The organism is Deltaproteobacteria bacterium, assembly GCA_011375175.1.
Taxonomy (GTDB): Bacteria; Desulfobacterota; GWC2-55-46; order GWC2-55-46; family DRME01; genus DRME01.
Map to the genome: position 1 here is coordinate 1 of DRME01000063.1, position 25600 is coordinate 25600.

22 protein-coding genes are annotated in these 25600 nt (G+C 62.6%); 7 read left to right on the top strand and 15 right to left on the bottom strand.

Going from position 1 to position 25600, the window contains the following annotated elements:
- Positions 1-130 precede the first annotated feature (130 nt).
- The 15 genes from ENJ37_04895 to ENJ37_04965 form a co-directional block, all read right to left on the bottom strand.
- The gene (locus ENJ37_04895; GenBank protein ID HHL39821.1) at positions 131-343 is read right to left on the bottom strand and encodes a type II toxin-antitoxin system HicB family antitoxin; all 213 of its coding nucleotides are present in this window, start codon (positions 341-343) and stop codon (positions 131-133) included.
- Positions 343-597: a type II toxin-antitoxin system HicA family toxin gene (locus tag ENJ37_04900; GenBank protein ID HHL39822.1), complete on the bottom strand. Its 255-nt coding sequence runs from the start codon at positions 595-597 to the stop codon at positions 343-345. Before ENJ37_04900 ends, ENJ37_04895 begins: the two co-directional genes overlap by 1 nt.
- 961 nt (positions 598-1558) lie before the next feature.
- On the bottom strand, positions 1559-2386 hold the full coding sequence (locus ENJ37_04905) for a hypothetical protein (GenBank protein ID HHL39823.1): 828 nt from the start codon (positions 2384-2386) through the stop codon (positions 1559-1561).
- 313 nt (positions 2387-2699) lie between these two features.
- Positions 2700-3212, bottom strand: a complete 513-nt coding sequence (locus ENJ37_04910) for a DUF2127 domain-containing protein (GenBank protein ID HHL39824.1) — start codon at positions 3210-3212, stop codon at positions 2700-2702.
- Positions 3209-4000 carry an imidazole glycerol phosphate synthase subunit HisF gene (hisF, locus tag ENJ37_04915; GenBank protein HHL39825.1) on the bottom strand — a complete coding sequence of 264 codons (792 nt, stop codon included), beginning with the start codon at positions 3998-4000 and terminating at the stop codon, positions 3209-3211. Before hisF ends, ENJ37_04910 begins: the two co-directional genes overlap by 4 nt.
- A gap of 4 nt (positions 4001-4004) precedes the next feature.
- Complete coding sequence (gene hisA, locus ENJ37_04920) at positions 4005-4727, bottom strand: 1-(5-phosphoribosyl)-5-[(5-phosphoribosylamino)methylideneamino]imidazole-4-carboxamide isomerase (GenBank protein ID HHL39826.1); 723 nt, start codon at positions 4725-4727, stop codon at positions 4005-4007.
- Between the two features lie 103 nt (positions 4728-4830).
- The gene (gene hisH / locus ENJ37_04925) at positions 4831-5454 is read right to left on the bottom strand and encodes an imidazole glycerol phosphate synthase subunit HisH (GenBank protein ID HHL39827.1); all 624 of its coding nucleotides are present in this window, start codon (positions 5452-5454) and stop codon (positions 4831-4833) included.
- 1 nt (position 5455) lies between these two features.
- Positions 5456-6037: an imidazoleglycerol-phosphate dehydratase HisB gene (gene hisB, locus ENJ37_04930; GenBank protein ID HHL39828.1), complete on the bottom strand. Its 582-nt coding sequence runs from the start codon at positions 6035-6037 to the stop codon at positions 5456-5458.
- Positions 6038-6130: 93 nt separating this feature from the next.
- Positions 6131-7423 (bottom strand): histidinol dehydrogenase, encoded by a 1293-nt coding sequence (hisD, locus tag ENJ37_04935; GenBank protein ID HHL39829.1) that lies wholly within the window; start codon positions 7421-7423, stop codon positions 6131-6133.
- 402 nt (positions 7424-7825) lie between these two features.
- A complete protein-coding gene (locus tag ENJ37_04940; protein HHL39830.1) occupies positions 7826-8695 on the bottom strand; it encodes a hypothetical protein in 870 nt (289 codons plus the stop codon).
- A 358-nt stretch (positions 8696-9053) separates the two neighbouring features.
- Positions 9054-9713, bottom strand: coding sequence for an ATP phosphoribosyltransferase (locus ENJ37_04945; GenBank protein ID HHL39831.1), 660 nt, complete (start codon positions 9711-9713; stop codon positions 9054-9056).
- Positions 9714-9978: 265 nt separating this feature from the next.
- Positions 9979-11256, bottom strand: coding sequence for a UDP-N-acetylglucosamine 1-carboxyvinyltransferase (gene murA, locus ENJ37_04950; GenBank protein ID HHL39832.1), 1278 nt, complete (start codon positions 11254-11256; stop codon positions 9979-9981).
- Between the two features lie 8 nt (positions 11257-11264).
- The gene (prfA, locus tag ENJ37_04955) at positions 11265-12338 is read right to left on the bottom strand and encodes a peptide chain release factor 1 (protein HHL39833.1); all 1074 of its coding nucleotides are present in this window, start codon (positions 12336-12338) and stop codon (positions 11265-11267) included.
- A gap of 72 nt (positions 12339-12410) precedes the next feature.
- Complete coding sequence (locus tag ENJ37_04960) at positions 12411-13115, bottom strand: FAD-dependent thymidylate synthase (GenBank protein ID HHL39834.1); 705 nt, start codon at positions 13113-13115, stop codon at positions 12411-12413.
- 15 nt (positions 13116-13130) lie between these two features.
- A complete protein-coding gene (locus ENJ37_04965; GenBank protein HHL39835.1) occupies positions 13131-13340 on the bottom strand; it encodes a 50S ribosomal protein L31 in 210 nt (69 codons plus the stop codon).
- A 473-nt stretch (positions 13341-13813) separates the two neighbouring features.
- On the opposite strand from ENJ37_04965, the gene ENJ37_04970 reads away from it, so the two are divergent.
- Genes ENJ37_04970 through ENJ37_05000 form a run of 7 tightly spaced genes read left to right on the top strand, consistent with a single transcriptional unit; the run spans position 13814 to position 25586 of the window.
- On the top strand, positions 13814-14572 hold the full coding sequence (locus ENJ37_04970; protein HHL39836.1) for an ABC transporter permease: 759 nt from the start codon (positions 13814-13816) through the stop codon (positions 14570-14572).
- On the top strand, positions 14569-15339 hold the full coding sequence (locus ENJ37_04975; protein ID HHL39837.1) for an ABC transporter ATP-binding protein: 771 nt from the start codon (positions 14569-14571) through the stop codon (positions 15337-15339). The genes ENJ37_04970 and ENJ37_04975 overlap by 4 nt, the downstream gene beginning before the upstream one ends.
- Positions 15320-17476 carry a glycosyltransferase gene (locus tag ENJ37_04980; protein HHL39838.1) on the top strand — a complete coding sequence of 719 codons (2157 nt, stop codon included), beginning with the start codon at positions 15320-15322 and terminating at the stop codon, positions 17474-17476. Before ENJ37_04975 ends, ENJ37_04980 begins: the two co-directional genes overlap by 20 nt.
- Entirely contained in the window at positions 17458-19182 is a 1725-nt protein-coding gene (locus ENJ37_04985; GenBank protein ID HHL39839.1) for a glycosyltransferase, read from the top strand. Before ENJ37_04980 ends, ENJ37_04985 begins: the two co-directional genes overlap by 19 nt.
- Positions 19166-20176 (top strand): glycosyltransferase, encoded by a 1011-nt coding sequence (locus ENJ37_04990; protein HHL39840.1) that lies wholly within the window; start codon positions 19166-19168, stop codon positions 20174-20176. The genes ENJ37_04985 and ENJ37_04990 overlap by 17 nt, the downstream gene beginning before the upstream one ends.
- A complete protein-coding gene (locus ENJ37_04995) occupies positions 20170-24267 on the top strand; it encodes a hypothetical protein (protein HHL39841.1) in 4098 nt (1365 codons plus the stop codon). Before ENJ37_04990 ends, ENJ37_04995 begins: the two co-directional genes overlap by 7 nt.
- A complete protein-coding gene (locus tag ENJ37_05000) occupies positions 24264-25586 on the top strand; it encodes a class I SAM-dependent methyltransferase (protein HHL39842.1) in 1323 nt (440 codons plus the stop codon). Before ENJ37_04995 ends, ENJ37_05000 begins: the two co-directional genes overlap by 4 nt.
- Positions 25587-25600 lie beyond the last annotated feature (14 nt).

The following is a 25600-nucleotide window of genomic DNA, read 5'->3' on the forward strand; positions in this document are numbered from 1 at the left end:
CCAAGCAAAACAGGGGGAAACCAAGTCGCATTAAAAGTTTTTGGAGGGAGTCTGAGGGAACCTTTTTACAAAAAGGTTCCCTCAGTGCAATAAATCAGAGTTTCCTTAGGTATTGTGTCCCCAAAATTCTTCAGGCCAGCATGAGCCGTTGCCCTTTAGCTTCTGGTACTGGGTCGCCGAATTCCTTCGCCGTATCGATCCATAGTTGGATCGCTTCGTTGACATTCTTAAGTGCGACTTCCTGCGTGTTGCCATGGGCGATACACCCAGGCAATTCAGGGACTTCAGCTATGAACACCTGGTCCTCTTGGCTCCAGTAGATAATGATCTCATACTTATGCATTATCCCTCCCCTCCTAATTGGTATTTCAAGATCACATGACGTACTTGACGGACCTGGTAAACCTTGGCCTTATCGTCATCACGCTGAAGGTTGACCTTCTCTTCCACTCCCTGTTTCCTGAAGATGTGATGGCTGCCACGTATGCGTTCAGCAAACCCTAAGTGTCGCAGCAACTGACATAGGTCATCAAAGCGGATATTGGCATCGGATCTGCCCCGGAGTATCCGCTCCAAGAGTTTGTCACACCGACCCATGATGATAGTTTACCACATGTTGACGGAATATCCCACGGCCTAACTTATTATTCTACCCAAAATCTCCCTTTGCCCCGTTCCCAAACAAAAAATACGCCCAAATAACAACCTCACAAGAAGTCAACGAAACTTGGCTTTCACCGTCCATAACACTGATATTCCATGCTTCTGGAGATTTGTTTTCTATATGTACAGCTAATGAAAACGGTTTAAGCGGATACCCCCCAGGGGGCGGGACTGTCAGGTGAATACTATCTGTACAGCTAATCTTCTTCCGAAACAAGGAGAAAGGCGTTAAGATGGGACGGTTGGGACGGAGCGGAGGCGAAGCCGTAGCGGAGTTCTAACCGTCCCATCTTAACGCCTTTCTCCTTGTTTCGGAAGAAGATTAGCTGTACACACTAAGAGACGGCTGCTTGAGTTTTTCGTCCTTGGCGTACCTGTCTACAGGATGCGGTTTCGTGTAAAGGCTTCCAGGGCGTCCGTTGAAAGATTCTTCCGTCTCATAAGGGCAGTGCTCGCTCTTGAGGAAGAGTGCAGAGAGCCCTTTGATTCACCACTCTTTATGCTTTCCGAATCGTAGTAAATATATTTACCGGACAAAAACTGAGAAATGTGTTCCGCTTGGCGCTGGGCTATGGTATTAGAGCTGATACCAACATAATTCACCCAGTAACAATTCCTAAGGAAGCTCTGATTTATTACAGTGGGGGAAACTTTCTGTAGAAAGTTTCCCTCAGGGTAATTAATCAGAGTTTCCCTAAAGAAGAAAGTCCATAGATATACACCGGGAGACCACGACCGTTCATCTTCAAACAGTGAGGTGCCACTAGAAAAGAATGGGTGAAGGTCGTAGGGACCAATAAATTCCAGATTCAATTTCCTATCCTTATGGGTCTAACGACCAAGCTGTGCGGCGCAAACGGAGTGCAGCGTAGTTTGCGTCCGAACGAGCGCCTTGTTAGCGATTATATATGTGTGCCAAGTCGCTTGGGCCAAAGTGCCATTTATCGGCTATCTCTTTGCCAACCACATCAGCATTGAAAACTTTAGAAGCTGGCTCAAATAAAGCTGAATAAGTGAACGAGAAATGCGCCATTATTACTACACCAACACCTAAAGCAAATTGTGATAATTCTTGTTGTTCTTTTATATCTTGAGCTTGCCCTACTTGCAAAGCACTGATGTAGCTTGAATGAGAATACCCACACAGATAGCTATAAATATTATTGAAGTATGTTTCATGGAAGCCGGCATCCACTCCAAGGCTTGACCACCCGTTACCAATCTTCCAATTTCCATCAAGCAGTTGTTTGCGTTGTTTATTAGTAAAATATTTTATGTATGGCGATGCCTCTATTTCTGACTGCAATTTGTATATTTGTTGCTTTTCTTGGCTTAGTTTTTCTTTGTGTTCTTCGATTGTAGTATGCATTTTTTGACGGTCTTTTAATCCGCCTAACACCCACGTTTTATGCCTGAATTTTGATAACTCTTTATCACTTTGGCCATAGATATAGAAAAATACAAGATATGTTTCAAGGGCAGCTCTTGCAATCACTTTAATTGACGCATGATCAATGAACCATATTACAGGTTTTCCATCATGCTCTACTGTGGCACCACCTGAGCATGTTTGCATTGAAATAAGATGCCTGAGTAATTTTATTGATAATGTTTGCGCATCATTTAGCCATGCGTCCTCATTACAGATTTTCTGTCCCGCCGGAGAACCAACAAGACGTATCATCAGATCCAGTAATATTTGATAGTCTTTGCTGTAGGTCATTTTTATTCGCTAACTTATTATTCTACCCAAAATCTCCCTCTGCCCTCGTTCCCAAACAAAAGCACGCCAAAATTATACAACAACCTCACAAGAAGTCAACGAAACACGGCTTTCACCGTCCATAACACTGGTATTCCATGCTTCTGGAGACTTGTTTTCTATATAAGCCTGCAATTTGGATATTCGGGTCTCCTGGCGGCCGCTTGGCCACGGCCAGCCCGCGGGTGGCCGATGTGGTGTAATCTCGTATGTTTTGCTTTCAGCCCATGGCTCCCTCATTGGATTACGAAAGGACCGGCGCCGGGGAGCCGTCTTACAGCCTTGATGCTTCATCCCGCTCATCGACTCTTTTGCCCCCGTCCCCCCAGCTCCCCTCGCCGAAGAGCTCCTTGTGTCTGGCCAGGTAGTAGACGATGGCCGAGTTTATGAGCAGCACCGCAAGCTTCAGGAGCGTCGGTCTTCGCACGAGCTCGTAGAGCTCGTAGGGTATGAAGGCTCCGGTGGCCGCGACGGTGAGCCATTCGGCCCAGCGCCGACGCAGATGGAGCCCCCAGGCCTCGATGACGTTGAGAGAGCCGATGACGAGCACCGCCGCCGAGACGGCCATTATCGTGCCGTTTCCGAGCTTGGCGGCCTCCTCTATGAGGTAGGCCGCCACGGGACCGTCGATGTCGAGGTAGAGGGCCCTGGCCGCCGTGGTGGCGACGGCCCCGAGGTCGCGGTCCATGAGTTCGAGGAGAAGGACCGAGCCTATTATCTCGGCCGAGCCGAGTATGGACTTGTACAGGATTATGAGCTTGAGATAGGGTTGTCTCGGGGGTTTCATTGGGCGGGGTGGAAGGGGGGTCTGACGCTCACCCCCCGCTCTCTGAGGTAGTGCTTTACCTCCTCCATCGTGAACTCGCCGAAGTGGAAGATCGAGGCAGCGAGGGCCGCGTCGGCCCGTCCCGCGGTGAGGGCCTCGTAGATATGAGCGAGAGCGCCAGCGCCTCCCGAGGCTATGACGGGGACGCCCACCCTGTCGGCCACGGCCCTGGTGAGCTCTATGTCGTAGCCGTCCTTCGTGCCGTCGCGGTCCATGCTCGTAAGCAGTATCTCGCCTGCGCCGAGCTCCTCTACCCTTGCGGCCCACTCGACGGCGTCGAGCCCCGTCGGCCTGCGGCCGCCGTGGGTGTAGACCTCCCACGCCGGCGCCGTACCTTGCGGCGCCGGCCTTCGCTTGGCGTCCACGGCCACGACGATGCACTGGCTCCCGAAGCGCTCCGAGGCCCGGCGCACGAGGTCCGGGTCGCGCACGGCGGCCGTGTTGATCGACACCTTGTCGGCTCCGGCAAGCAGTATCTCGCGCATGTCCTCGAGCGTTGAGACGCCGCCGCCCACCGTCAGGGGCATGAAGACTTCCGAGGCCGTGCGCTCCACCACGTCCACTATGGTCTTTCGCGCCTCGTGGGAGGCCGTTATGTCGAGAAAGACGAGCTCGTCGGCGCCCTGGCCCTCGTAGGCCACGGCGCACTCCACCGGGTCGCCGGCGTCACGGAGGTCCACGAAGCTCACCCCCTTCACCACCCGGCCGTCCTTCACGTCGAGGCACGGTATTATGCGCTTTGCGAACATGGCTTCAGCCCCGGGCCGCCGCGGCCACGGCGTCGGCGAGCCTCACGTCGCCCGTGTAGAGGGCCTTCCCTATTATTATACCCTCGACGCCGACGCCGCGGTAGCTCTCGATGTCGGCGAGCGACGAGATGCCGCCCGATGCCACGACCGGTATGTCCACGGCCTCGACGATGCCGCGCGTGGCCTCCACGTTGGGCCCGCCGAGCATGCCGTCGCGCGCGATGTCGGTATAGATGATGCAGGCCGCGCCGGCGCCGTCGAGCCGGCGGGCGAGCTCGACGGCGCTCGTCCCGGTCACCTCGACCCACCCCTTCACGGCCACGCGCCCGTCCTTTGCGTCGATGCCCACGGCTATGCGGCCAGGATGCGCCCTTGCAAGCTCCTCGACGAAGCCGGGACGCTCGAGCGCCGCCGTGCCGATGATGATGCGCCCTACGCCGTCCAGCGAGAGGTAACGTTCGGCCGCGGCCCGGTCCCGTATCCCCCCGCCCACCTGCACGGGTATGTCCACGGCCTTCACTATGGCCTCTATGGTCTCGAAATTCCTCGCCCCGCCCTCGACGGCGCCGTCGAGGTCCACGATGTGGAGCATGGCGCCGCCCTCGCGCCGCCAGCGCAGGGCCACCTCCACGGGGTCGTCGGAGTAGACCGTCTCGGCGTCCATGCGACCCTGCACGAGCCTGACGCACCTGCCGCCCTTTATGTCTATGGCCGGATATATCTTCATCTCCCGAGGGCTCTCCTTGCTTGTTTGTTGACGGGAGTCTTTCGGCGGAAAGTTTCCCCACCAGACCCCTTCAAAGATTTTCAGTCCCGGCTGAGGAGAGGACTCACCCCATGCGGCTGAAGTTTTCGAGCACCCGCAGTCCCGCCTGCTGGCTCTTTTCGGGGTGGAACTGGCAGGCCGTTATGTTGTCCCGCGCAACGGCGCTGACGAACCTCACGCCGTAGTCGGTGGTGGCGAGGGTTATGTCCGGCTCGTCGGGCACGCAGTAGTAGGAGTGGACGAAGTAGAAGTACGTGCCGTCCGGTATGCCTTCGAGAAGGGGGTTCTCCCTGACCTTGCTGATGTCGTTCCAGCCCATGTGGGGGACCTTGAGTTCCGTCGAGTCCTCCATGAGGGGCGAGGGGAAGCGCGTGACCCGTCCCTTGAAGAGGCCCAGTCCCTTGTGGCGGCCGAATTCGAGGCTCTCCTCGAAGAGGAGCTGGAGCCCGAGGCATATGCCGAGAAAGGGCTTGCCCGACTCGATGGCGCGCAGCAGGGGGTCGATGAGGCCGTACTCGTCGAGCTTTCTCATGCAGTCGCGGAAGGCCCCCACGCCGGGGAGCACCAGGTGGCTCGCCTCGGCCATGACCCTGGGGTCCCTGGTTATGCGCGCCTGGGCGCCCACGCGCTCAAGGCCCTTGGCCACGCTCCGCAGGTTGCCCATGCTGTAGTCGATTACGGCTATCACCTCAGAGCTTCCCCTTGGTGCTGAGTACGCCCTCGATGCCGGGGTCGATGGAGGCGGCGGCGCGCAGCGCCCTGGCGAGGGCCTTGAAGACGGCCTCCACGCAGTGGTGGAGGTCGCGGCCGTACCAGAGCCGCACGTGGAGGTCTATGCCGGCCCTGTTGGAGAGGGCCTTGAGGAACTCTTCGACGAGGCTCAGGTCGAAGCCGCCGCGAAGCGAGCGCGTGGAGACGGACTCGGGCGCGTCGTAGACGAGGTTGGGCCTGCCGCTTAAGTCGAGCACCACCGTCGCCATGGCGTCCATCATGGGCACGTGGGCCGTCCCGTAGCGGGCGATGCCGGCCTTGTCGCCGAGGGCGCAGGCGAGCGCCTCGCCAAGGCACAGACCCACGTCCTCGACGGTGTGGTGGTAGTCCACCTCTATGTCGCCGCTTGCGCGCACCGTGAGGTCGAAGAGTCCGTGGCGGGCAAGGAGCGTGAGCATGTGGTCGAAGAAGGGTATGCCCGTCCCGATCTCGCCGCCGCCGCGGCCGTCTATGCGCAGTTCCACCGAGATGTCGGTCTCCGCGGTCCTGCGCTCCACCATGCCCGTTCTCTTCTTCAATACTCTTCTCCCCGCGGCAGAAGGCCGCTTCGTTGCAGGGATCCTTTGCCGGCGGCCGGCCGCCGGAGTCCGTTCTCAGGGTTTTTCAAGCCTCACCGTAACGCTGCGGCCGTGAGCGTCGAGGCCCTCTAATGCGGCAAAACGCTCTATGGAGGGACCGAGCCGCTCGAGGGCGGCCTGCGAAAAGGAGAGGACGCTTGAGCGTTTGACGAAGTCGTCGACGCCGAGGGGCGAGGAAAAACGCGCCGTGCCGCCGGTGGGCAGCGTGTGGTTCGGTCCGGCCAGGTAGTCGCCCGCCGCCTCCGGTGTCGTGCGGCCGAGGAAGACGGCGCCTGCGTTGCGTATCCTTCCGAGCAGGGCCCAGGGGTCGTCGACGAAGAGCTCGAGGTGCTCCGGGGCGATGCGGTTCGATATCTCCGCCGCCTCCTCGAGACTTGCGGCGACGATGACGACGCCGTAGCGCTCGATGGAGCTTGCGGCTATATCCTTGCGGCGCAGTTTTGCAAGCCCCCTCTTTACGGCGGCCGCCACCCGGCGGGCCGTCCTCTCCGACGTGGTGACGAGGATGCTCGAGGCCAGTTCGTCGTGCTCGGCCTGGCCGAGGAGATCGGCGGCGATCCATCGGGGGTCGCCGGTGCCGTCGTTTATGACCAGTATCTCGCTCGGACCGGCCACCATGTCGATGTCCACGGCGCCGAAGACGAGGCGCTTGGCCGTGGCCACGTAGATGTTGCCGGGCCCTACTATCTTGTCCACGGCGGCTATCGTCTCCGTGCCGAAGGCCATGGCCGCCACGGCCTGCGCCCCGCCTATGCGGTAGACCTCGTCCACGCCCGCAACGGCGGCGGCGGCGAGCACATAGGGGTTTATGTCCGATCCCGCGGCCGGTGTGGTCATGACGAGGCTCCCGACACCGGCGACACGGGCTGGCACGGCGTTCATGAGGACGGTCGATGGGTAGGCCGCCTTGCCGCCCGGCACGTAGAGGCCCGCCCGGGCGATGGGGGTCACCCTCTGGCCGAGCACCGTGCCGTCCTCCTCGGTCACGAACCACGAATTGCCGCGCTGGCGGGCGTGGAAGCGCTCGATACGCTCGGCCGCAAGTTCGAGGAGTCTTACGTCACCGCGCGGGATGCCCTTCAACGCCCCGTTCATCTCCCGGCGGCTCACCCTCATGGCCGACCGCTTCATGGCGACGCCGTCGAACCGGGCCGTGTAGTCGAGGACGGCCCGGTCGCCCCGGGCCTTTACGTCGTCGATTATCTCCCTTACCGCCGCCTCTACGCGCGAGGTGTCGGCCTCGCCGCGGCGCCGTATTTCTTCAAGGGCGGCGGAGAAGTCGCTGTCCGTGGTCCTTATGATCTTCATGTGCCGTTATGGAAGTTCTGATTAAGGAAACTCTGATTAATTACCCTGGGGGAAACTTTCTGTAGAAAGTTTCCCCCAGACCCCCTTCAAAGACCTTTAATTCCCTGCGGATCATCCCGATTTTGCTTGCAAAATCGGGATGATCCGCAGGGCGTTAAAAGTTTTTGGAGGGAGTCTGAGGGAACCTTTTTACAAAAAGGTTCCCTCAGTGCAATAAATCAGAGCTTCCTTATTTTATAGAAGAACCATGCGGCGTTCAAGAGGTTTGTCCCCCTGCGGCCGGGAGAAGGGGGGGATTGGCGGGGCATGGCGGGAAGGAGGCCCCTTGCGCCGGGCCGGGGGTCGCCCTGTGCGCGACGGCGGCGCTCACCTCGTCGTCGGGGCAGCGGCGCCGACGGCGGGTCAGTATCCGGGGCGGACCTTCCTGCGCGCGAGCGCGGCCGAGACAAGGCCAGCCGCGAGGACGAGCAGCGACGGCGGTTCGACGATCTTGGCCACCGAGCCCCAGTTCATCTCGTCGATGCCGAAGGCCGAGTGTGTGGGGGCGTTGATGACCACCTTGCTGAAGGAGGCGGTGGGATGGGTGTTCACGAAGCCGACGAAGCGGTAGCGCCTGTTGGCCGTCCCCTGGCCCGTCACCTGCTGGACGGTGCCGTCGGTGAAGTGGACGTAATAGGTGACCGGGTCTCCGTGGTCGATGTCGAATATCCAGAAGCCGAGGTAGTCGGCTCCGCCGGGACCGAAATAGACGGTCGAGTTGTTGGTCTGGTTGCCCCGCCACGACAGTATGCCGATGGCCGCCGCCCCTCCGAGCTGGCCGTAAACGCCCCTGAGCGCCTTGGCAGGGTAGTTGCGGTTTGGGCCTGCGTTGCTGAAGGTGACGCCGCCTCCGAAGACGGCCGTGGGCACCTCCACCACATCGAAGAGCTTGCCGCTGTACCAGGGCGTCCCGTCCCAGGCGTAGCCCTCCCAGTTCTGGTAGTAGTCCGGGGACTCGCCAACCGCCGCGAGCCAGGCGTTGCGGGTGGCGAGGTTGGCCGGGTCGTTCCAGGCGGAGTAGCCGTACTTGGACGGCGAGTCGAAGAAGGTGAAGCTCAGGGCATGAACATCGATGGCCGCTGCCAGCACGAGCCCGAGGGCCGCCAGGACCCGGGCAGCGGCCGATATCCCGCCGGATAGTCCGCTCGGGGAAACCCTGCAGCCGCAACGCCTCCCCTCCGCCGCCTCAAAGCCGGCAAGCCCAGCCTCACGTAGCCATGCCCTTCGTTCCATCCCGGCACCTCTCGTAGTTGGATACGTTGATTACCCTGGGGGAAACTTTCTGTAGAAAGGTTCCCCCAGACCCCCTTCAAAGACTTTCGATACGAGTTGGTTTCCCCCTGTTTTGCTTGGCAAAACAGGGGGAAACCAACTCGCGTCAAAAGTTTTTGGAGGGAGTCTGAGGGAACCTTTTTACAAAAAGGTTCCCTCAGTGCAATAAACCAGAACTTCCTTAGCATTATACTACATTTCTTTCGGATATTGGCGAAAATTTTCGGGCGAACAAGAAATTTGTCTGGGGGCGGGGAAGCTCCTTTCCTTGGGCCGGTCCGTGGATCCGGCGCTGCTCGAAGAGCAAGTAAAGAGACCGTCAGGCGCGGTCGACCGCCCCGGCCAGCCGCTCCACGAACTCCCGTATGCGCCGGGGCTTGGTCTTCAGGCTCGCCCTGTTGCAGACGAGCCGCGAGGTGACCTCCATTATCTCCTCCACCTCCACGAGACCGTTCTTTCGCAGCGTTTCGCCCGTCTGCACGAGGTCCACGATGCGCTCGGAGAGGCCGAGAAGCGGCGCGAGCTCGATGGAGCCGTAGAGCTTTATTATGTCGACCTGGATGCCGCGGGCGAGGAAATGCCCGAGCGTTATGTTGGGAAACTTGGTGGCCACCCTTATGTGGGTCCAGTGCATGGGGTTGTCGCGGCCCGAGAGCTCCGCCGGCTCGGCCACCACCATGCGGCAGTAGCCTATGCGAAGGTCCAGCGGCTCGTAGAGGTCCTTGTCCTGCTCGGTGAGCACGTCGCCGCCGGCTATGCCGAGGTCCGCCGCGCCGTGCTCCACGTAGGTCGGCACGTCCTGGCCGCGCACTATCATGAAACGGAGCCCCTCGCCGGGATACTCGTGGATGAGGCGGCGCTGATCGCTCACCGCCCCGCTCACGTCCACGCCGGCGCGCCTGAAGAGCCCGGCCGCCTCCTTCAGTATCCGCCCCTTGGGAAGCGCTATGGTCAAGTACCGCCCGTCGTTCTTTTTCATGATTTTTTTGGGGGGGACCCTTTTAGGGAAGCTCTGATTGATTACTCTGGGGGAAACTTTCTGTAGAAAGTTTCCCCCAGACCCCCTTCAAAGACTTTCGATACGAGTTGGTTTCCCCCTGTTTTGCCTGGCAAAACAGGGGGAAACCAACTCGCGTCAAAAGTTTTTGGAGGGAGTCTGAGGGAACCGGGGGTCTGTGACCCTTTTACAAAAAGGTTCCCTCAGTGCAATAAATCAGAGTTTCCTTAGAAAAAACTCCCTCAATTCACACCCCGACTTTCACGGCGGCTGGGACTCGCTTGATTGCGGCCCCTAGGCCCCTGAGTTTTTCTTCTATGTGTTCGTATCCGCGGTCGAGGTGGTAGATCCGCGATATCTCGGTCCTGCCGTCGGCCACCAGTCCCGCGAGCACGAGCGAGGCGCTGGCGCGCAGGTCCGTGGCCATGAGCTCCGCTCCGCCCAGGCGCGCCACTCCGCGCACTATGGCGTTTCTGCCCTCCACCCTGATGTCGGCCCCCATGCGCCGCAGCTCGCTTACGTGCATGAAGCGGTTTTCGAAGACGTTTTCCGTCACCACGCTCAGGCCGCTCGATACGGAGAGCATGGCCATCATCTGTGCCTGCATGTCGGTGGGGAAGCCCGGGTAGGGGTGGGTCCTTATATCGACGCCCCGGATCGGACGGGTCCCCACCACCCGCACGCCCTCTTCCTCGGCGGTGATCCTTGCTCCGGCCTCCGTGAGTTTCGTGCGCAGGGCGTCGAGGTGCTCGATGGGGCAGTCCCTCACCAGCACGTTGCCCCGCGTCATGGCGGCGGCCACCATGAAGGTGCCGGCCTCTATCCTGTCGGGCCGGACGCGGTGGCTCACGGGCCGCAGCCGCTCCACGCCCTCTACGGTGACGACGTCGGTGCCCGCGCCCTCGATGCTTGCGCCCATGGCGCGGAGGACCGAGGCCAGCTCGCTCACCTCGGGCTCCATGGCGGCGTTCTCTATCTTGGTGACGCCCCGGGCGTGCACGGCCGCGAGCATGAGGTTCTCCGTGCCCGTGACGGTCGGCGTGTCGAGACAGATGGTCGCTCCCCTGAGCCCGTCCGCCTCGACCACCACGTAGCCGTGGTCCATGGTGATGTCGGCGCCCATGAGCCTTAAGCCCTTGAGGTGCAGGTCTATGGGACGCGCTCCTATGGCGCATCCGCCGGGCAGGCTCACCCTCGCGCGCCGAAGCCTTGAGACCAGGGGGCCGAGCACGAGCACCGAGGCCCTCATGGTCTTCACCATCTCGTAGGGGGCCTCGGGGTTTTCGATCCTCCTGGTGCGAAGCCGCAGCGCGCCAGGAGGGCCGCTCTCGTCGATCTCGACGCCTATGTGGGAGAGGAGGGTCTTGAAGGTGTCGATGTCGCGCAGTCGCGGCACGTTGCGCAGCTCCATCCAGTCGTCGACGAGAAGGGAAGCGGCCATGAGCGGCAGGGCCGCGTTCTTGGCGCCGCTCACCTTCACCTCTCCCACGAGCCTCTCTCCCCCCTCTATGACGATCCTGTCCATGGGCCGCCTCAACCCTCGCCCGCCCCCTTGAGGGCCTCGGTCCGGTAGTAGGTTATGAGCGCGTCGGTTATCTCCGTGAGGTCGCCTTCCATGATCTCCGAGAGCCTGTGGAGGGTGAGCCCGATGCGGTGGTCGGTGACGCGGTTTTGCGGGAAGTTGTAGGTCCTGATCTTCTCGCTGCGCTCGCCGGTGCCGACCTGGGCCTTGCGCTGCGACGCGATCTCCGCCTGCTGCTCGCGGATCTTCCTGTCGAGCAGCCTGCTCATGAGTATCTTCATCGCCTTCTGGCGGTTCTTGTGCTGGCTCTTCTCGTCCTGGCAGCTCACGACCAGTCCCGTGGGCAGGTGTGTTATGCGCACCGCCGTCTCCACCTTGTTGACGTTCTGGCCGCCGTGGCCTCCCGCCCTGAAGGTGTCTATGCGCAGTTCGTCGTCCTTTATGTCTACCTCCACCTCTTCGGCCTCGGGCATGACGGCCACGGTGACGGTCGATGTGTGCCTGCGTCCCGAGGCCTCGGTCTCGGGCACGCGCTGGACGCGGTGGACGCCGCTCTCGTACTTGAGGCGCGAGTAGGCGCCGCGGCCCTTGACCATGGCGACCACCTCCTTGAGGCCGTTCAGCCCCGTGGGATTCGAGCTCATCACCTCCACCTTCCAGCCCTTCGTCTCGGCGTAGCGGCAGTACATCCTGAAGAGTTCGGCGGCGAAGAGCGCCGACTCCTCGCCGCCGGCGCCGGCCCTTATCTCGAGGATGACGTTCTTTTCGTCGTTGGGGTCCCTGGGCAGCAAGAGCAGCTTGAGCGTCCTTTCAAGCTCGTCCCGGCGCCGCTGGAGCGCGGCGAGCTCCTCCTTTGCAAGCTCCCGCAGCTCCTCGTCGCCCTCCTCCAGTATCTCGCGGTTGCCGGCGATCTCCTCGTCCACGCGCCTGAGCTCCCGGTAGGTCTCGACCGTCTCCTCCATGGCCGCCCTCTCCCTGGCGTACTCGCTGTAGAGCTCCGTGCGGCCTATGACACCGGGGTCGGCGAGCAGGCGTCCGAGCTCCTCGTAGCGCTTCTCTATGTCGCTGAGACGTTCGATGAACATTGTCGGATTGCGGGGAAAACCCCGATGGACTTTCCGGCGGGGTTTCTGGGGACCGGGGTGAGCTCGGGTCGGCTACGGGCGGTCTTCCCCCAGGGACCTGAATTTCCGTCTTATCTCGTCGGGCCTGCCGCAGCTCATGGCGCCCTCGCTGCAGGGGCCGCGCACGCAGGCCGGGCCCGCGTCGGCGAAGACCGTGGGCGCCAGTTCCTTTACGAGGGAGAGCATGGCGGTCGCCATGCGCCGGATCTCCCACTGGGCCCGCTCGCAGCAGCGCAGCCTGAAGAAGTGAAGCAGCTCGCGGGCGTTCATGGTGACTATGATCTTGGTGCAGGCCGCGTTGGGCAGCAGGTATCGGGCGTCCTCGGCCGGCACCCCGGCGTCGACGAGCTCGCCGTAGAGGGAGTAGAGGGCTGTCACGGCCCCGTCAAAACGCCTTTTGAGATCGCTTCGGGAGGCTATGGAATCGGGCGTGACGTACTCCGCGTCGCCTCCGGCCCTCACGTAACGCTGGCTCTGCTGCGAGTAGGAGGCGAGCCTGTGACGCACGAGCTGGTGGGACGTGGCCCTCGATATGCCTTCTATGCCGAAGGTGAAGCTCGCGTGCTCGAGGACCGAGTGGTGCCCCATGGCCACGATCCCCTCGATGAAGCGACCCGTCTCCTCCCCCGCGAGGCGCTCCTCCAGACCGCCGATGTCGCTGTCCGAATAGCAGAGCTTGGCGGCCAGCGCGATGGTCTTCTCCGGGTCGGGAGTGGACTTGAGAAGCCTTACGTTCATGCCGGCCGCCCGGTGTTACGACTTGCGGTAGTCGCCGTACTTGCGCTTGAACTTCTCGACACGGCCGGCCGTGTCCACGAGCCTCTGTTTGCCCGTGTAGAAGGGGTGGCAGCTTGAGCATATCTCGACGGCGATGTCCTGCTTCGTAGACCTCGTTACGATCTCGGTGCCGCAGGCGCAGTGGATCTTCGTCTCCCTGTACTCGGGATGGATGCCTTCCTTCATCTCCGTGAAACCTCCGTTGAAATTTAAGGAACTCTGATTTATTGCACTGGGGGAAACTTTCTGTAGAAAGTTTCCCCCAGACCCCCTTCAAAGACTTTAAATACGAGTTGGTTTCCCCCTGTTTTGCCTGGCAAAACAGGGGGAAACCAACTCGCGTTAAAAGTTTTTGGAGGGAGTCTGAGGGAACCGTGGGTCTGTGACCCTTTTACAAAAAGGTTCCATCGGCAAGTATTGAATAATAACAAGCGCCGGAGGCGGTTGCAAGGATTTCTTTTGATCCGCCCCGGGTCCCCTTCGGCCTAAGTCCTTGACAAGGCCCGCCGCCGCCTGCTAATATTTCCCGATACATTCGGGCGGCGAAGGCCCTTAGGGGCGCCGCCGGTGTCTTTCGTCTGGACGGACCCCTTCTGCGCCGGCTCCGCGTCCGGCCGGCATATCTCCGGCGCAGGGAGACTACCGCTCACCTCATGAAGATACGGCACACGATAGACCTCATTTTCGTCCTCACGCACAAGGAGATGAAGATACGCTACAAGAGCAGCGTCTTCGGCTATGTCTGGTCCATCGCCCAGCCCCTGGCCTTCGCCTTCGTCTTCTACGTGGCCTTCAAGATAGTGATGCGCATCGACATGGAGGACTACGCCCTCTTCCTCATCGCCGGGCTCTTTCCGTGGCAGTGGTTCAACAACTCGGTCACGGCGGCGCCAATGGTCTTTCTCGGCAACGCATCCATAATAAAGAAGGTCAACTTTCCGCGCAATGTCACTATTCTTGCTACGGTTTTGCAGGACATGATACACTTTGTGCTCTCCATACCGGTGCTCGTTCTCTTCATCTATATCTACGGGCACAGCCCGGCGTACCTGGCCTGGCTCTACGGGATACCGCTTCTGCTGGCCGTGCAGCTTCTCATGGTCTACGGCGTTGCCGTGCTCATCGCGTCGATAAACCTCTTCTTCCGCGACCTCGAGAGACTTACCATCATATTGATGACCTTCATGTTCTACTTTACGCCCGTGCTCTACTCGGTGGAGATGATCCCGCGGGAGTATCTCCACCTTGTGAACCTCAACCCTGTGGCCCCGCTCATGATAAGCTGGCGCGAGCTCATCCTCCACGGCGCCCTCGACCCGGCCTCGTTCTTCATAAGCCTCGGCTACGCCGTGCTCTTCTTCCTCATAGGCCACGGCGTCTACCGCAGCCTCGCCTGGAGATTCGCGGAGGTGCTGTGAGCGAGGCCGTAATCGTCTTCGACGACGTCTGCAAGAGCTATCCCCTTTACCACCACATCACGGGGGGGCTCAAGCGTTTCCTCTTCAGCCTGCCCTCCAGTCTTTCGCAGTTGAAGAAGACCCGCTACGAGGCGCTGCGCCACATAAGCTTCGAGGTGGCCCGCGGCGAGTCCTTCGGCATAATAGGGCGCAACGGAGCGGGCAAGAGCACGACCCTGGGGCTCATAGCCGGCGTGCTCAGGCCGACGAGCGGCACGGTGACCGTAAGGCTTCGCACCTCCCCCATGCTCGAGCTCGGCGCGGGCTTCCATCCCGAACTCACCGGCATCGAGAACATCGTGCTCAACGGGGTCCTCCTCGGGATGACCAGGGCGGCCGTCATGGAGAAGATGGAGGAGATAATCGAGTTCTCCGAGCTCGGCGAGTTCATCGACCAGCCCATACGGGTCTATTCCAGCGGCATGCTCGCAAAGCTCGGCTTCTCGGTCATAGCACACCTGGACCCGGAGATACTCTTGATAGACGAGATACTGGCCGTGGGGGACGTGAACTTCCAGAAAAAGTGCATCGACAAGATGTCGCAGTTCAGGCAAAAGGGTGTTACAATGTTTTTCGTCTCCCACTCCATGGCCGACGTGGAGAAAATATGCGACCGCGTACTGTGGCTCGAAGAGCGGACCATGCGCATGATCGGCCCGGCCGGCGAAGTGACCCGCGCCTACACCGAGTACTTCAACGCAGGTGAAGATGAGAAGAAAGAGGCTTGACATCGGCATAGTCATACCGGAACTCGCCAAGTACGGGGGGGCCGAGCGTCTGCTCATCGAGTGCGTAAGGAGGTGGCAGACGTGCCACGACATCACCATCTACGCCACCAGGTTCGACCGCGACATCCTGCGCGAGCACGGCGTAAGGCGCAGCGTGGAGCTCGTGCGCATCTCGCCCTACTACGAGGGGCCCCACTCCATACTCCTCAACTGCGTGCTCTTGCCCAAGATATGGGAGCAGGAGATAGGCGTCCACGACATCTACCATACCCACCTGTGGTCGACCCATCTCCTCGACCTCCATCCCTCGGTCTGGTATCCCCACGAGCCGCTGCGCATACTCCACGACCTGCGCTACAACCAGTCCATGGAGGGGCTCGTCAACAACCTGGTGCGCAACATCCACATCTACCCCAAGTACAACTACGACAAGGTGACCGACGTCCTCTTCGAGGCCTACCTCAACTCCATGGACGCCTACGACAAGCTCGGAAAGCCCGACAGGATAGTGGCCAACAGCCGCTACACGGCGTCGTACCTCGAGGAGGTCTACCAGAGGAAGGTCGACGACGTCGTGTATCCGGGCGTCAACGTCGACGACTTCATATACACGCCTCCCGAAGAGAACATCGTCCTCACCATAGGCCAGCTCTGGCCCCACAAGAGGATAAGGCTCATCATAGAGGCCGTCAAGCACGTGGAGGACGTGCAGCTCTATGTCGTGGGCAACGGTCCCGACGCGGCGAAGCTGAAGAAGACGGCCCGCAGCCTCGGTGTCTCGGACCGGGTCTTCTTCCTTCACGGCCTTACGAACCTGGAGGTGCAGATACTCTTCTCGCGGTGCATGGCCGTCGTCTTCACGCCCATCAAGGAGCCCTTCGGCATAGTGCCGCTCGAGGCCATGGCCGCGGGCAAGCCCCTCATCGGTGTGAACGAGGGCGGCTTCACCGAGGTCGTGGACGACAGTTGCGCCTTTCTCGTGCCTCCGCAGCCGCTGGCCATAGCCGAGAGGATCCGATACCTGCGCGACAACAAGGACGTGGCCGCGAAGATGGGCCTTGCGGGGCTTGAGAAGGTCAGGGCCTACAACTGGGACCGCACGGCCGAGGAGCTCATCGCCATAATAGAGGACACCCATGCCCGGTGGGAGAAGAGCCACAGGAAGCGGGCCTCCCGCAGGGGAGGAGACCGGACGCTCTTCGGCGCCCAGTACTACTGCTGGTACGGCGACGGCGTGGGGTCGGCCCACTGGAACGACAATCTCCAGTTCGGGGGGGTGACGGACATGCCCGAACTGGGCTACTACGCCTCGTCCCACGGCACCGTCATAGAAGAGCACCTGAGGACCCTCGAGGCAGCGGGCCTGGACTTCCTCATCCTCAACCTCCACCTCGACTCCGACGGCGTCAACGCATACGAGCTCGCCGTCATCGAAAACATCTTCAGCGTGGCCGAAGAGATCGGCTCGAAGCTGCGCCTGGCCGTGCAGCTCTGTTTCTACGACGCCAGGAAAAAGGACGCCGTGACGGTCCTCAAGCTCATCGGCAAGGTGCTCTCCCGCAGGGAGCACTACCTGCGCATGAGCGGCAAGCCCGTGCTCTTCTTCTTCTGGACGGGCGTGCTCGACGGCAACAAGTCCTTCATCTCCACGGTGGACGAGTACACGGAAGGGTTCATCCGCGTGGCCACATCCCTGCGGATGTATTCGAGGAAGACGGAGCACAAGAAGACCTTCGGCCTCTTCGACGGCTTTACGCTCTTTTCGCCCCTTGAGATGTGCGCGCCCGAGAAGTGGACGAAGCTGTGGCAGGAGGCCTACGACAACTGCGACGCCGGGGCCATGGGACTTCAGATCATCACCGTCTCTCCAGGCTACGACGATTCGCACCTCAAGGACCCCCAGCGCCAGGGCAACATCTACAGGACCGTGGACCGCGACGGCGGGGCGACCTACCGGAAGATGCTCGACTTCACGCTCTCGCAGCAGAGGCGTCCCCACATGGTGGTGGTCTCCACCTTCAACGAGTACCATGAGAACACGCATATCGAGGCGAGCGTGAACAACGGCTCCAGGTACATGGACATGACCAGGGCATTCATTTCCCAGGGAAGGAAACGATGGAGAAAAAGTCGATAAGGGGCCGCGGCGGGCCCGCACCGCTCTTTGCCAGGGTCGACAGGGAGAGGCTCGACCTGTCGAGGGCCAAGAGCGCTTCGTTCAATATCTCCTTTCCGGCGGCGGCGTCGGCGGTGGGCTGCGACGAGTACTTCGTGGTCGTCGACGTCTACTCGGCCCACAGCCACGTTCACCCCGAAGGACACGTAGGCTGGTGGCGCTACGACCTCGGCGGCTGGGACGACATAAACGTCAAGGTCTCGCGGGCGGGGCGGCGGCTTTCCGTCTCTTTCAAGGGCTCCGGCAGGAGCGTGGACCAGTGGATAAACGACGACTGTCCCCGCGCCGGCGACGACGTGCTCGCCGTATCCGTCGTCATCCGCAGCAGCGAAACGGACGCCATCGAGTTCGAGGACAGGATATTCCTATATACCGACAGGGCGGCGCTCAGGCGCTCCGAGCAGTTGAGGCGCGAGGCCGCGGCCGTACCCGCCTCAATAAAAAGGCTGCCGGCGCGGTGGTTCTGCTGGCCCAGGGACGTGAAGGTCCATATCGTCGCCTGCAACATAAGGAGCCTCGACGCCGTCGGCAACTTCACCTTCGACCTCTACCGCTTCTTCAGCAGCCAGGGCATAGGGTGCCGCATATACGCCCAGTCCTTCGACCCCGCGCTGCGCGGCCTCATAAGCCACGTCTGCGAGCTCCTCTACAGCGCCGGCGAGCGGGACCTGGTGATATTCAACTTCTCCATATACGACGAGTACCTGCGCGCCATAGCCGCTCTGCCGTGCCGCAAGATCGTCTACTACCACAACATCACGCCGCCTTCCATGTTCCAGATATACGACGCCGAGTACGCCCAGTACTGCTCGAAGGCTTACGGCCAGTTCAGGATATTGAAGGACTTCGACGTGGTAATGGTCAACTCGCTGATGTCGAAACGGGAGTTCCTCGAGCTCGTGGAGCGCGAGCCCGACGAGAGCGAAGCGTCCGGCGAGGCCGAAGGGTTCGAGGACGCCGATGGGCAAGACGACCCGGCAGGGACGCCGGCCGGGGGCAGCCGTGACGGCGCCCCGCCCGTGCTCGTCGCCCCGCCCTTCCTCGCCGGACCGCGCAAGTGGGAGACGGTGGAAGAGGAAGATGTGGAGATACCGCAGGCCTCGGAACTCCTGCTCTACGTGGGCAGGATAGCGCCCCACAAGAAGATCGAGGACCTGCTCCATCTCTACGACGAGTACAGGCGGCTCAGCCGCGCATCGAGGCTCCTCATCGTGGGCGCGGCCAGCTTCAAGGGCTACGGCAACTACATAAACTACCTCCTCGAAAAGGAGTTCCCGAGGATAAAGGAGAGGATACACATCTACAACGACGTGAGCGACGGCCAGCTCAAGCGTCTCTACTCGGCCGCCACGGCCTACGTCTCCATGAGCGAGCACGAGGGATACTGCATCCCCGTGGTCGAGGCCATGGCCTTCGGAAAGCCTGTCTTCGCCTACGCCCAGGAGGCGGTACGCGAGACGCTGGGGGGCACGGGCAGGGTCTTCCATGAGAAGGACTTTCCCGCCATAGCCCGGGACATACACGGCGTGCTGACAGACGGCTCCGAGCTTGAGAAGATGCTGGCGGCCCAGGGGCGGAGGCTTGCAAGGATAGAGCGGGAAGCAGACGGCACGACGCTGTGGCGCGCCGTGGAGGCGGCTCTCTTCGGCCATGCGGGTGATCTTTAACACCTACCCCGTCGCCTTCGACTGTCCCGGCGGCGGAGAGATACAGCTCTGCAGCACGAGGAGCGCCGTCGAGGCCGCGGGGGTGGAGGTGCTGCTCTACGACCAGTGGCGTCCCCGCCTCGACGACGCCGACCTGGTCCACTATTTCTCGGTCCAGGGCGGCTCCATGAACTTCTGCTCCCATGTGAAGCGCCGCGGGCTGCCTCTTGTCATCTCCCCCATCATATGGCTCGGCCGCGACAGGGACTCCTATCCCCTCGGCGAGATAAGGGACCTGCTCCACCTTGCGGACATGATCCTCCCGAACTCGGCGGCCGAGGCCGGGCTCCTGAGGGAGTTCTTTTCCCTGCCCGAGGAGAAGTTCACCGTAACGCACAACGGCGTTGACCGCTCCTTTGCCGCAGAGGTTGCGCCCGCGCTCTTCAGGGAGCGTTTCGGCATCGAAGGCCCCTTCGTCTTCAACGCAGCCAACGTGGAGCCCCGAAAAAACCAGCTCTCGCTGGTAAGGGCGCTCAAGGGCACGGGCATGAGGCTCGTAATCGCCGGGGGGGTGCGTGACCGCGCCTACTTCGAGGCATGCATGGCCGAGGGCGGGGGGTTCACCGCCTACGTGGGCCGCATCGCCCACGAAGACGACCTGCTCAAGAGCGCCTACGGGGGCTGCGAGCTCTTCGTGCTGCCGAGCCTCCTGGAGACGCCGGGGCTGTCGGCGCTCGAGGCGGCCGCCGCAGGGGCGAGGCTCGTTGTGACGGCCGTGGGGAGCGCAAGGGAGTACTTCGGCGACGAGGCCGTCTACGTGGACCCCTATGACGTGGACGATATAAGAAGAGGGATCGGGGAGGGGCTGGCGAGGGAGCGCGGCGGCGCTCTCAGGCGTCTCGTGACGGAGCGCTACACCTGGGAGAATACGGCCGCCGAGGTCGTCTCGGCCTATGAGGCCGTGCTGGGGCGCCGCCGCGAAGCGGGCGGCGGGGCTGGTGAGGCGGCGTGCTGAGGGAGTTCGTCGGTCCATATCTCGTCTATCCCCTCACCGAGCGCATCGAGGGCAGGCGCATCCGCCCGAAGCTCAGGGTGCTCGAGAGGGAGTGGGCGCTTCCCTTCGAGCAGAGGCTTGCGCTCCGGCGCCGGGCCCTCGGCAGGATCCTCGAGCTTGCGGGCCGCACGGTCCCCTACTACCGGGACCTCTTCAGGGCCAGGGGGTTCGACCCCTCGAAGGTCGAGAAGGACCCGGCCCGGCTCGAGGAGCTCCCGTACCTCACAAAGGAGATAATAGCCGAGCAGGGGGAGAGGCTCATAAGCGGGAACCACCGGCGTGAGGACCTCCACGAACGCAGGACCGGCGGCTCCACCGGCGCTTCCACAGTCGTCTACTATTCGCAGGAGGCGCTGGACTGGACGGCGGCGGCCAACCTCTTCGTGCTGCGCTGGACGGGCAGGGCCCCCCACATGCGCGAGGCCCGCCTGTCGAGCCGTTTTCCCGAGACCTTTCCCCTGCGGGACAGGGTGAGGGAGTGGATAAAGTGCCTGGCGCTCAACAGGGTGAACATAACGACCGACTCCTTTGACGACGACGCCATGGCGCGGCTCTGGGAGGAGCTCAGGGCGGCGAGGCCCTACCTCGTGCAGGGCCATCCGTCGACCTTCTACGCCCTTGCCCGCTACCTCGAGAGGGAGGGGATCGAGGGCGGGGGGGTGCTGGAGGTCTTCGAGTCCACCGGCGAAGTCCTTGACAGGAGGAAACGGCAGGCTATAGAATCGATCCTCGGCTGCCGCGTCTTCGACCGCTACGGCGACGCCGAGTTCGGTGTCGTGGCCTACGAGACGGGCGGCGGCCGGGGACTGAAGGTGCTCGACGCCATGGTCTGGCCCGAGACGGCGCCCGTGGAAGGGGGACGCCCCGGCAAGGACGCGCCGGGGGAAGAGCCGGGGGAAGAGATCGTCCTTACGGGCCTCACGAACGACGCCATGCCCCTTGTGAGGTATCGCACGGGGGACCTCGGCATACTCGAAGAGCGCGGGGACGGCTTCTATCTCGACTCCATAGCGGGCCGTGTGCACGACAGGGTGAGGATCGGCGCCAAAAGCTACCCGACCCACTACATACAGGACGTGCTCGACAGGCTCGGGCGGATCCACGACTTCCAGATCGAGCTCTGCGACGGCGGGGCGCCCCTTCTGCGGCTCGTGGTGCCCGACGAGGCGGCGAGACCGGCCATAGAGGAGCGCATCAGGAAGTGGTGGGGAAGGGCCGTGGAGATCGAGTTCTGCGACTTCGCGGGACTCAGGCGGGTGGGCTGGCGCGGCAAGTTCAGGTACGTGGTCGGCGGCGGGGCGGACGCAGCCTCCCCGCCTTGTCAAGGGGAAGAGGGTATCATGAGGCAAGAGGCAGCGATTGAAACGGACGCCCCGGAAGGGGGTGCAGGCTCCGGCCGCGGGCGGCGGCCCCTGTCCGTCTCCCACTCAAGCGGCTGGTACGCCCCTGAAAACGACGGCGTTCGGGAGTTCCGCTGGTCTTCTCTCGACGCCACCTTCACCATCGACCGGCTGCCGGCTCCCCGGCCTCCCTTCCTGATGATCTACGCCGGCTCGCCGCCGACAGGCTCCCGCCGAAGGCTCACCCTCTCTGGCGAGGGCGGAGAGGCCTCGCTCGAGGTGAAGCCTGGCTGGCGCTGGTACGTCTTCCCCCTCGACGGCACCATCGGGGCCGGCAGGAAGGGGCGCATCGCCGTGGACGTCCCCTTCAGGGCGCCGGGCGACGACAGGACCCTGGGCCTGATGGTCTCGCGCATCGAGTGGTGCGACGACTTCCACATGCTCTTTGTAAACGACGAGATATCATCGGCCGTAAGACCGGACGTGGAGCTCGTCGAGGGATGGCACGGGCTCGAGGACAGCGGCGAGAGGCCTTTCCGCTGGTGCGCCGCCGAGGCGACCGTGAGGATAAACCGTCCGCTCGATGGCTGCAAGCCTTTCGTCGTGGTGCGCGCCGGTCTTCCCGAAGGGTCGGCGCCGAGGCGTATGAGCTTCAGGGGGCGGGCCGGAGAGATGTCCTTCCAGTGCCGGCCGGGCTGGCGCTACTATATCTTTCCCCTGCGGGATGTCATGGGCGGCGACAACCTCGTGACCCTGACGGTCGACGGCGCGCAGGTCGACGGGGCCGACGGGCGCACCCTCGGCGTGATGGTGAGCTCCGTGGAGCTCGCTTCGAGTTACGGCATGCTCCACGTAAACGACGAGGCCTCGGCCGCCGGGCCGCCGGAGGTGGAGCTCCTCGACGGCTGGCGCGCGCTCGAAGAGACCGGCCCGTTCCGCTTCCGCTGGTGCGCCGCCGAGGCGACGGGCCGCATAAACGGCCGGTCCGGCGGGGAGGGAGGGCGTCTCGTCGTGCGCTGCGCGCTTCCCCGTGGAGCCGCTTCGGCCCGCCTCGTCCTCTCCGGCGCCCGCGGGAGCCGCGGTGCGGAACTTCTCGACGGCTGGCGCTTCTATTCCTTCCCCCTCAAAGAGACGGTGGGAGACGACGGCCGCTTCACCCTCACTGTCGATGGCGGCTGCGTCGTCGGAGACGACGGCGCAAGGCTCGGCGTCATGGTCAGCTCCGTCGAGCTCGCCGACGATGGGGCCATGGAGGTCTACGACGAGCGCAGGGAGTTCAAAGACGCCGTCCTCTACGAGCTGCGAACGGAAGAGGGGGTTAAGGGGGCCGTAACCGTCGGCGGCGCGCCGGGCGGAGGGAAGAAGGTCTACCTCGACGTCACCTACGTGGCCGACCCGAGGCGGGGGGGACGCGCGGCCTTCAAGGCCGGGGGCTTCCACTGCTCGCCGAGGGTGCTCGGCGGGGGGCTGCGCTCCTTTTCCATCGAGGTGCCCGGCGCCGCGCTCGCCGAAGACCGCGCGCTGGCCTTCGAGAGCGAAGAGCCCCTTCGAGTGCGCGACATAGTGGTAAGGGCCGACTACTACGACTACATGGGGCTTCGCTCCGGCGAGCACTACGACCGGGAGGCGAGGGAGGCCGAGGCCCGCTCCATGGAGCGGGCCGGGAGGATCGGGCTCTCCATACAGTGGTTCGTCACATGGAAGTGCACGCTCAAGTGCCCCTACTGCTGGCAGGAGATAGAGAAGGGCATATACCGGTCCGAGTCGCTCAACCGCATCCCTCCGCAGCGGTGGGCCGAGGGCTTCAACGCCCTGAGACCCGCCATGCTCTACTTCACGGGGGGCGAGCCCTCGCTCTACAAGCGCCTGCCCGAGCTCGTGAACCTGCTCGACGGGGATATAAGCCTCATGATGACCTCCAACCTCGGCCCCTCCTTCGACGTGGAGAGGTTCGCGTCGGTCGTGCCGGCCGACAGGTTCCACGAACTCACCTTCAGCTTCCACCCCACCCAGCAGGACTACGACGGCTTCTTCGCAAAGCTCGGCTATCTCGCCGAAAAGAAGGTGAAGAACCTGCAGGTGGAGATGGTCCTCTACCCGGAGAACCTGCCCTGGGCCGCCCGGGTGCTCGATGAGTGCCGCAGGCTCGGCGTGGCGCTCCGCTACGACCCCTGCGTGAGCTCGGAGACCGAGCGCATCGACCTCTCGGGGCTCGACAGGGAGGAGGTGAGGGACTGGGTCCGCCGGGCCGTGGAGCACACGGCGACGGTGAAGGAGCTCGACCCGGCCTCGGACAGGGACCGCTACTACGACTTCGACAAGAGCCAGTTCTGGGACGAGTGCGCCGAACCGGACCCCACAGCCCACACCGTAGAGGATGAAGAGCTCCGGTGTGGGGGGGCGGAGGCGGAGAAGCCCCCGGTGGGACGCTTCCCCATATTCTGCCCGGCCGGCATGAGGCGCATAAACGTGGACGGCAACGGAAACGCCTTCGTCTGCATGAGCGCCGTGGGCAGGGGCAAGGTCTTCGGGGCCGAGGCCCTGCCCCACTACGGCTCCATAGGCAACATATTCTCCGAAGACTTCAGGCTCCTCGAGCGTCCCGTCATCTGCTGGGAGTCGTTCCGCTGCTCGGCCTGCGACTTCCAGCTCCTCGACAGGGCCTGGACCGCCATGGCCCCCCGGCTCAAGGGGCTCCCCATACCGGAATGAGCGGCGGCGCGGGAGAGGACGGCATCATGTTCGTACTGCAGGACCTCAAGAGAGCAAGACCCATCGAGTTCGACGGCCACGTCCACTTCACCTGGCTCGGCGAGGAGTCGGTCTTCGACATCGAGTGGCCCGCAGGAGCGGTGACGGGCACCCCCTTCCTCGAACTGCGGCTCGGCTACCCCGAAAAGGACCGGGACAAGCGGATAACGGCCTCCGGCGCGGTCGTGGAGGGCGGAGCGGTCAGCCTGCCCGTGGAGCGCGGATGGACGAGCTACTTCATCCCCCTCAGGGGGGGCAGGGGGGGAGGCGGGGGGCCGGTTACGCTTACGGTGAATAAGCCCCTCGACGCGCCCGGTGACGACCGTTTTCTCGGCGTGATGCTCTCCTACGGCGCCGTCACCGACGATGTGCGGCGCATAGATGAGATACGCCGGGTGAGCCGCGCCGTGAACGAAGGGCTCGATGCCTGCCGGGACGTGGAGCATGAGAGGTGGAACGAAAGGCTCCGGGAGCGCTTCATCGCCGACGGCGACGACTTCTATACCGCCAACGTCCAGCCCTCTCCGACGGCCCGCGTCCTGGAGGACCCGGTGGAGAGCCTCTCGGTGCGCTACAAGCGGGAGCGCTGGATAGCCGGGAAGGTCGAGGGGCCCGGCGTGCTCCTCGACGTGGGCTGCGGCCACGGCGGGCTCACGGCCCTGAAGAAGAAGGGGGTGGACCTCATAGGGCTGGACCTCTCGTTCGAGAACTGCGCGACGGCGAGAGGGCGCGGCTACGACCTCTGCATAAAGGGCTCGGCCGTTGAGCTCCCCCTGAGGGACTCGTCGGTCGACTACCTGGTCTCGCTCGACGTGCTCGGCCACATACCGGCGGAGCTCAAGGGCCGCATGATCGACGAGTTCCACCGCGTGCTGCGGCCCGGCGGCCTCTGTCTCCACCTCATAGAGACCGACAGGTTCGTCCCCTCGGAGATGGACCCGGCCGACTACATGCGCATGGTCGTGGTGGACGGCCACGTGGGCATAGAGGAGAGGGCGAAGAGCGAAGCGCTCTTCGCCGCGCGCTTCGAGATCGTCGAGAGCTTTCTGGTCGGCAACGTCTGCATGTCCCTCGAGCACTGGGTGAGGGCCCACGACCTCTACGGCGCCAACCTGCCGGGCGAGCTCGTCGCCTTCTTCCTCAACGCCTCGGAGCGCGAGCGCCGGTTCTTCGACATCGGCGCGGGCTGGACCTTCTGGAAACTGGTGGACGAGGGCTATGACTCGAAGTCGTCGGGCGGACTGCTCTTCCTTCACGCAAGGAAGCCTTTCGAGGGGTAGGGTGGGGCGGTGCC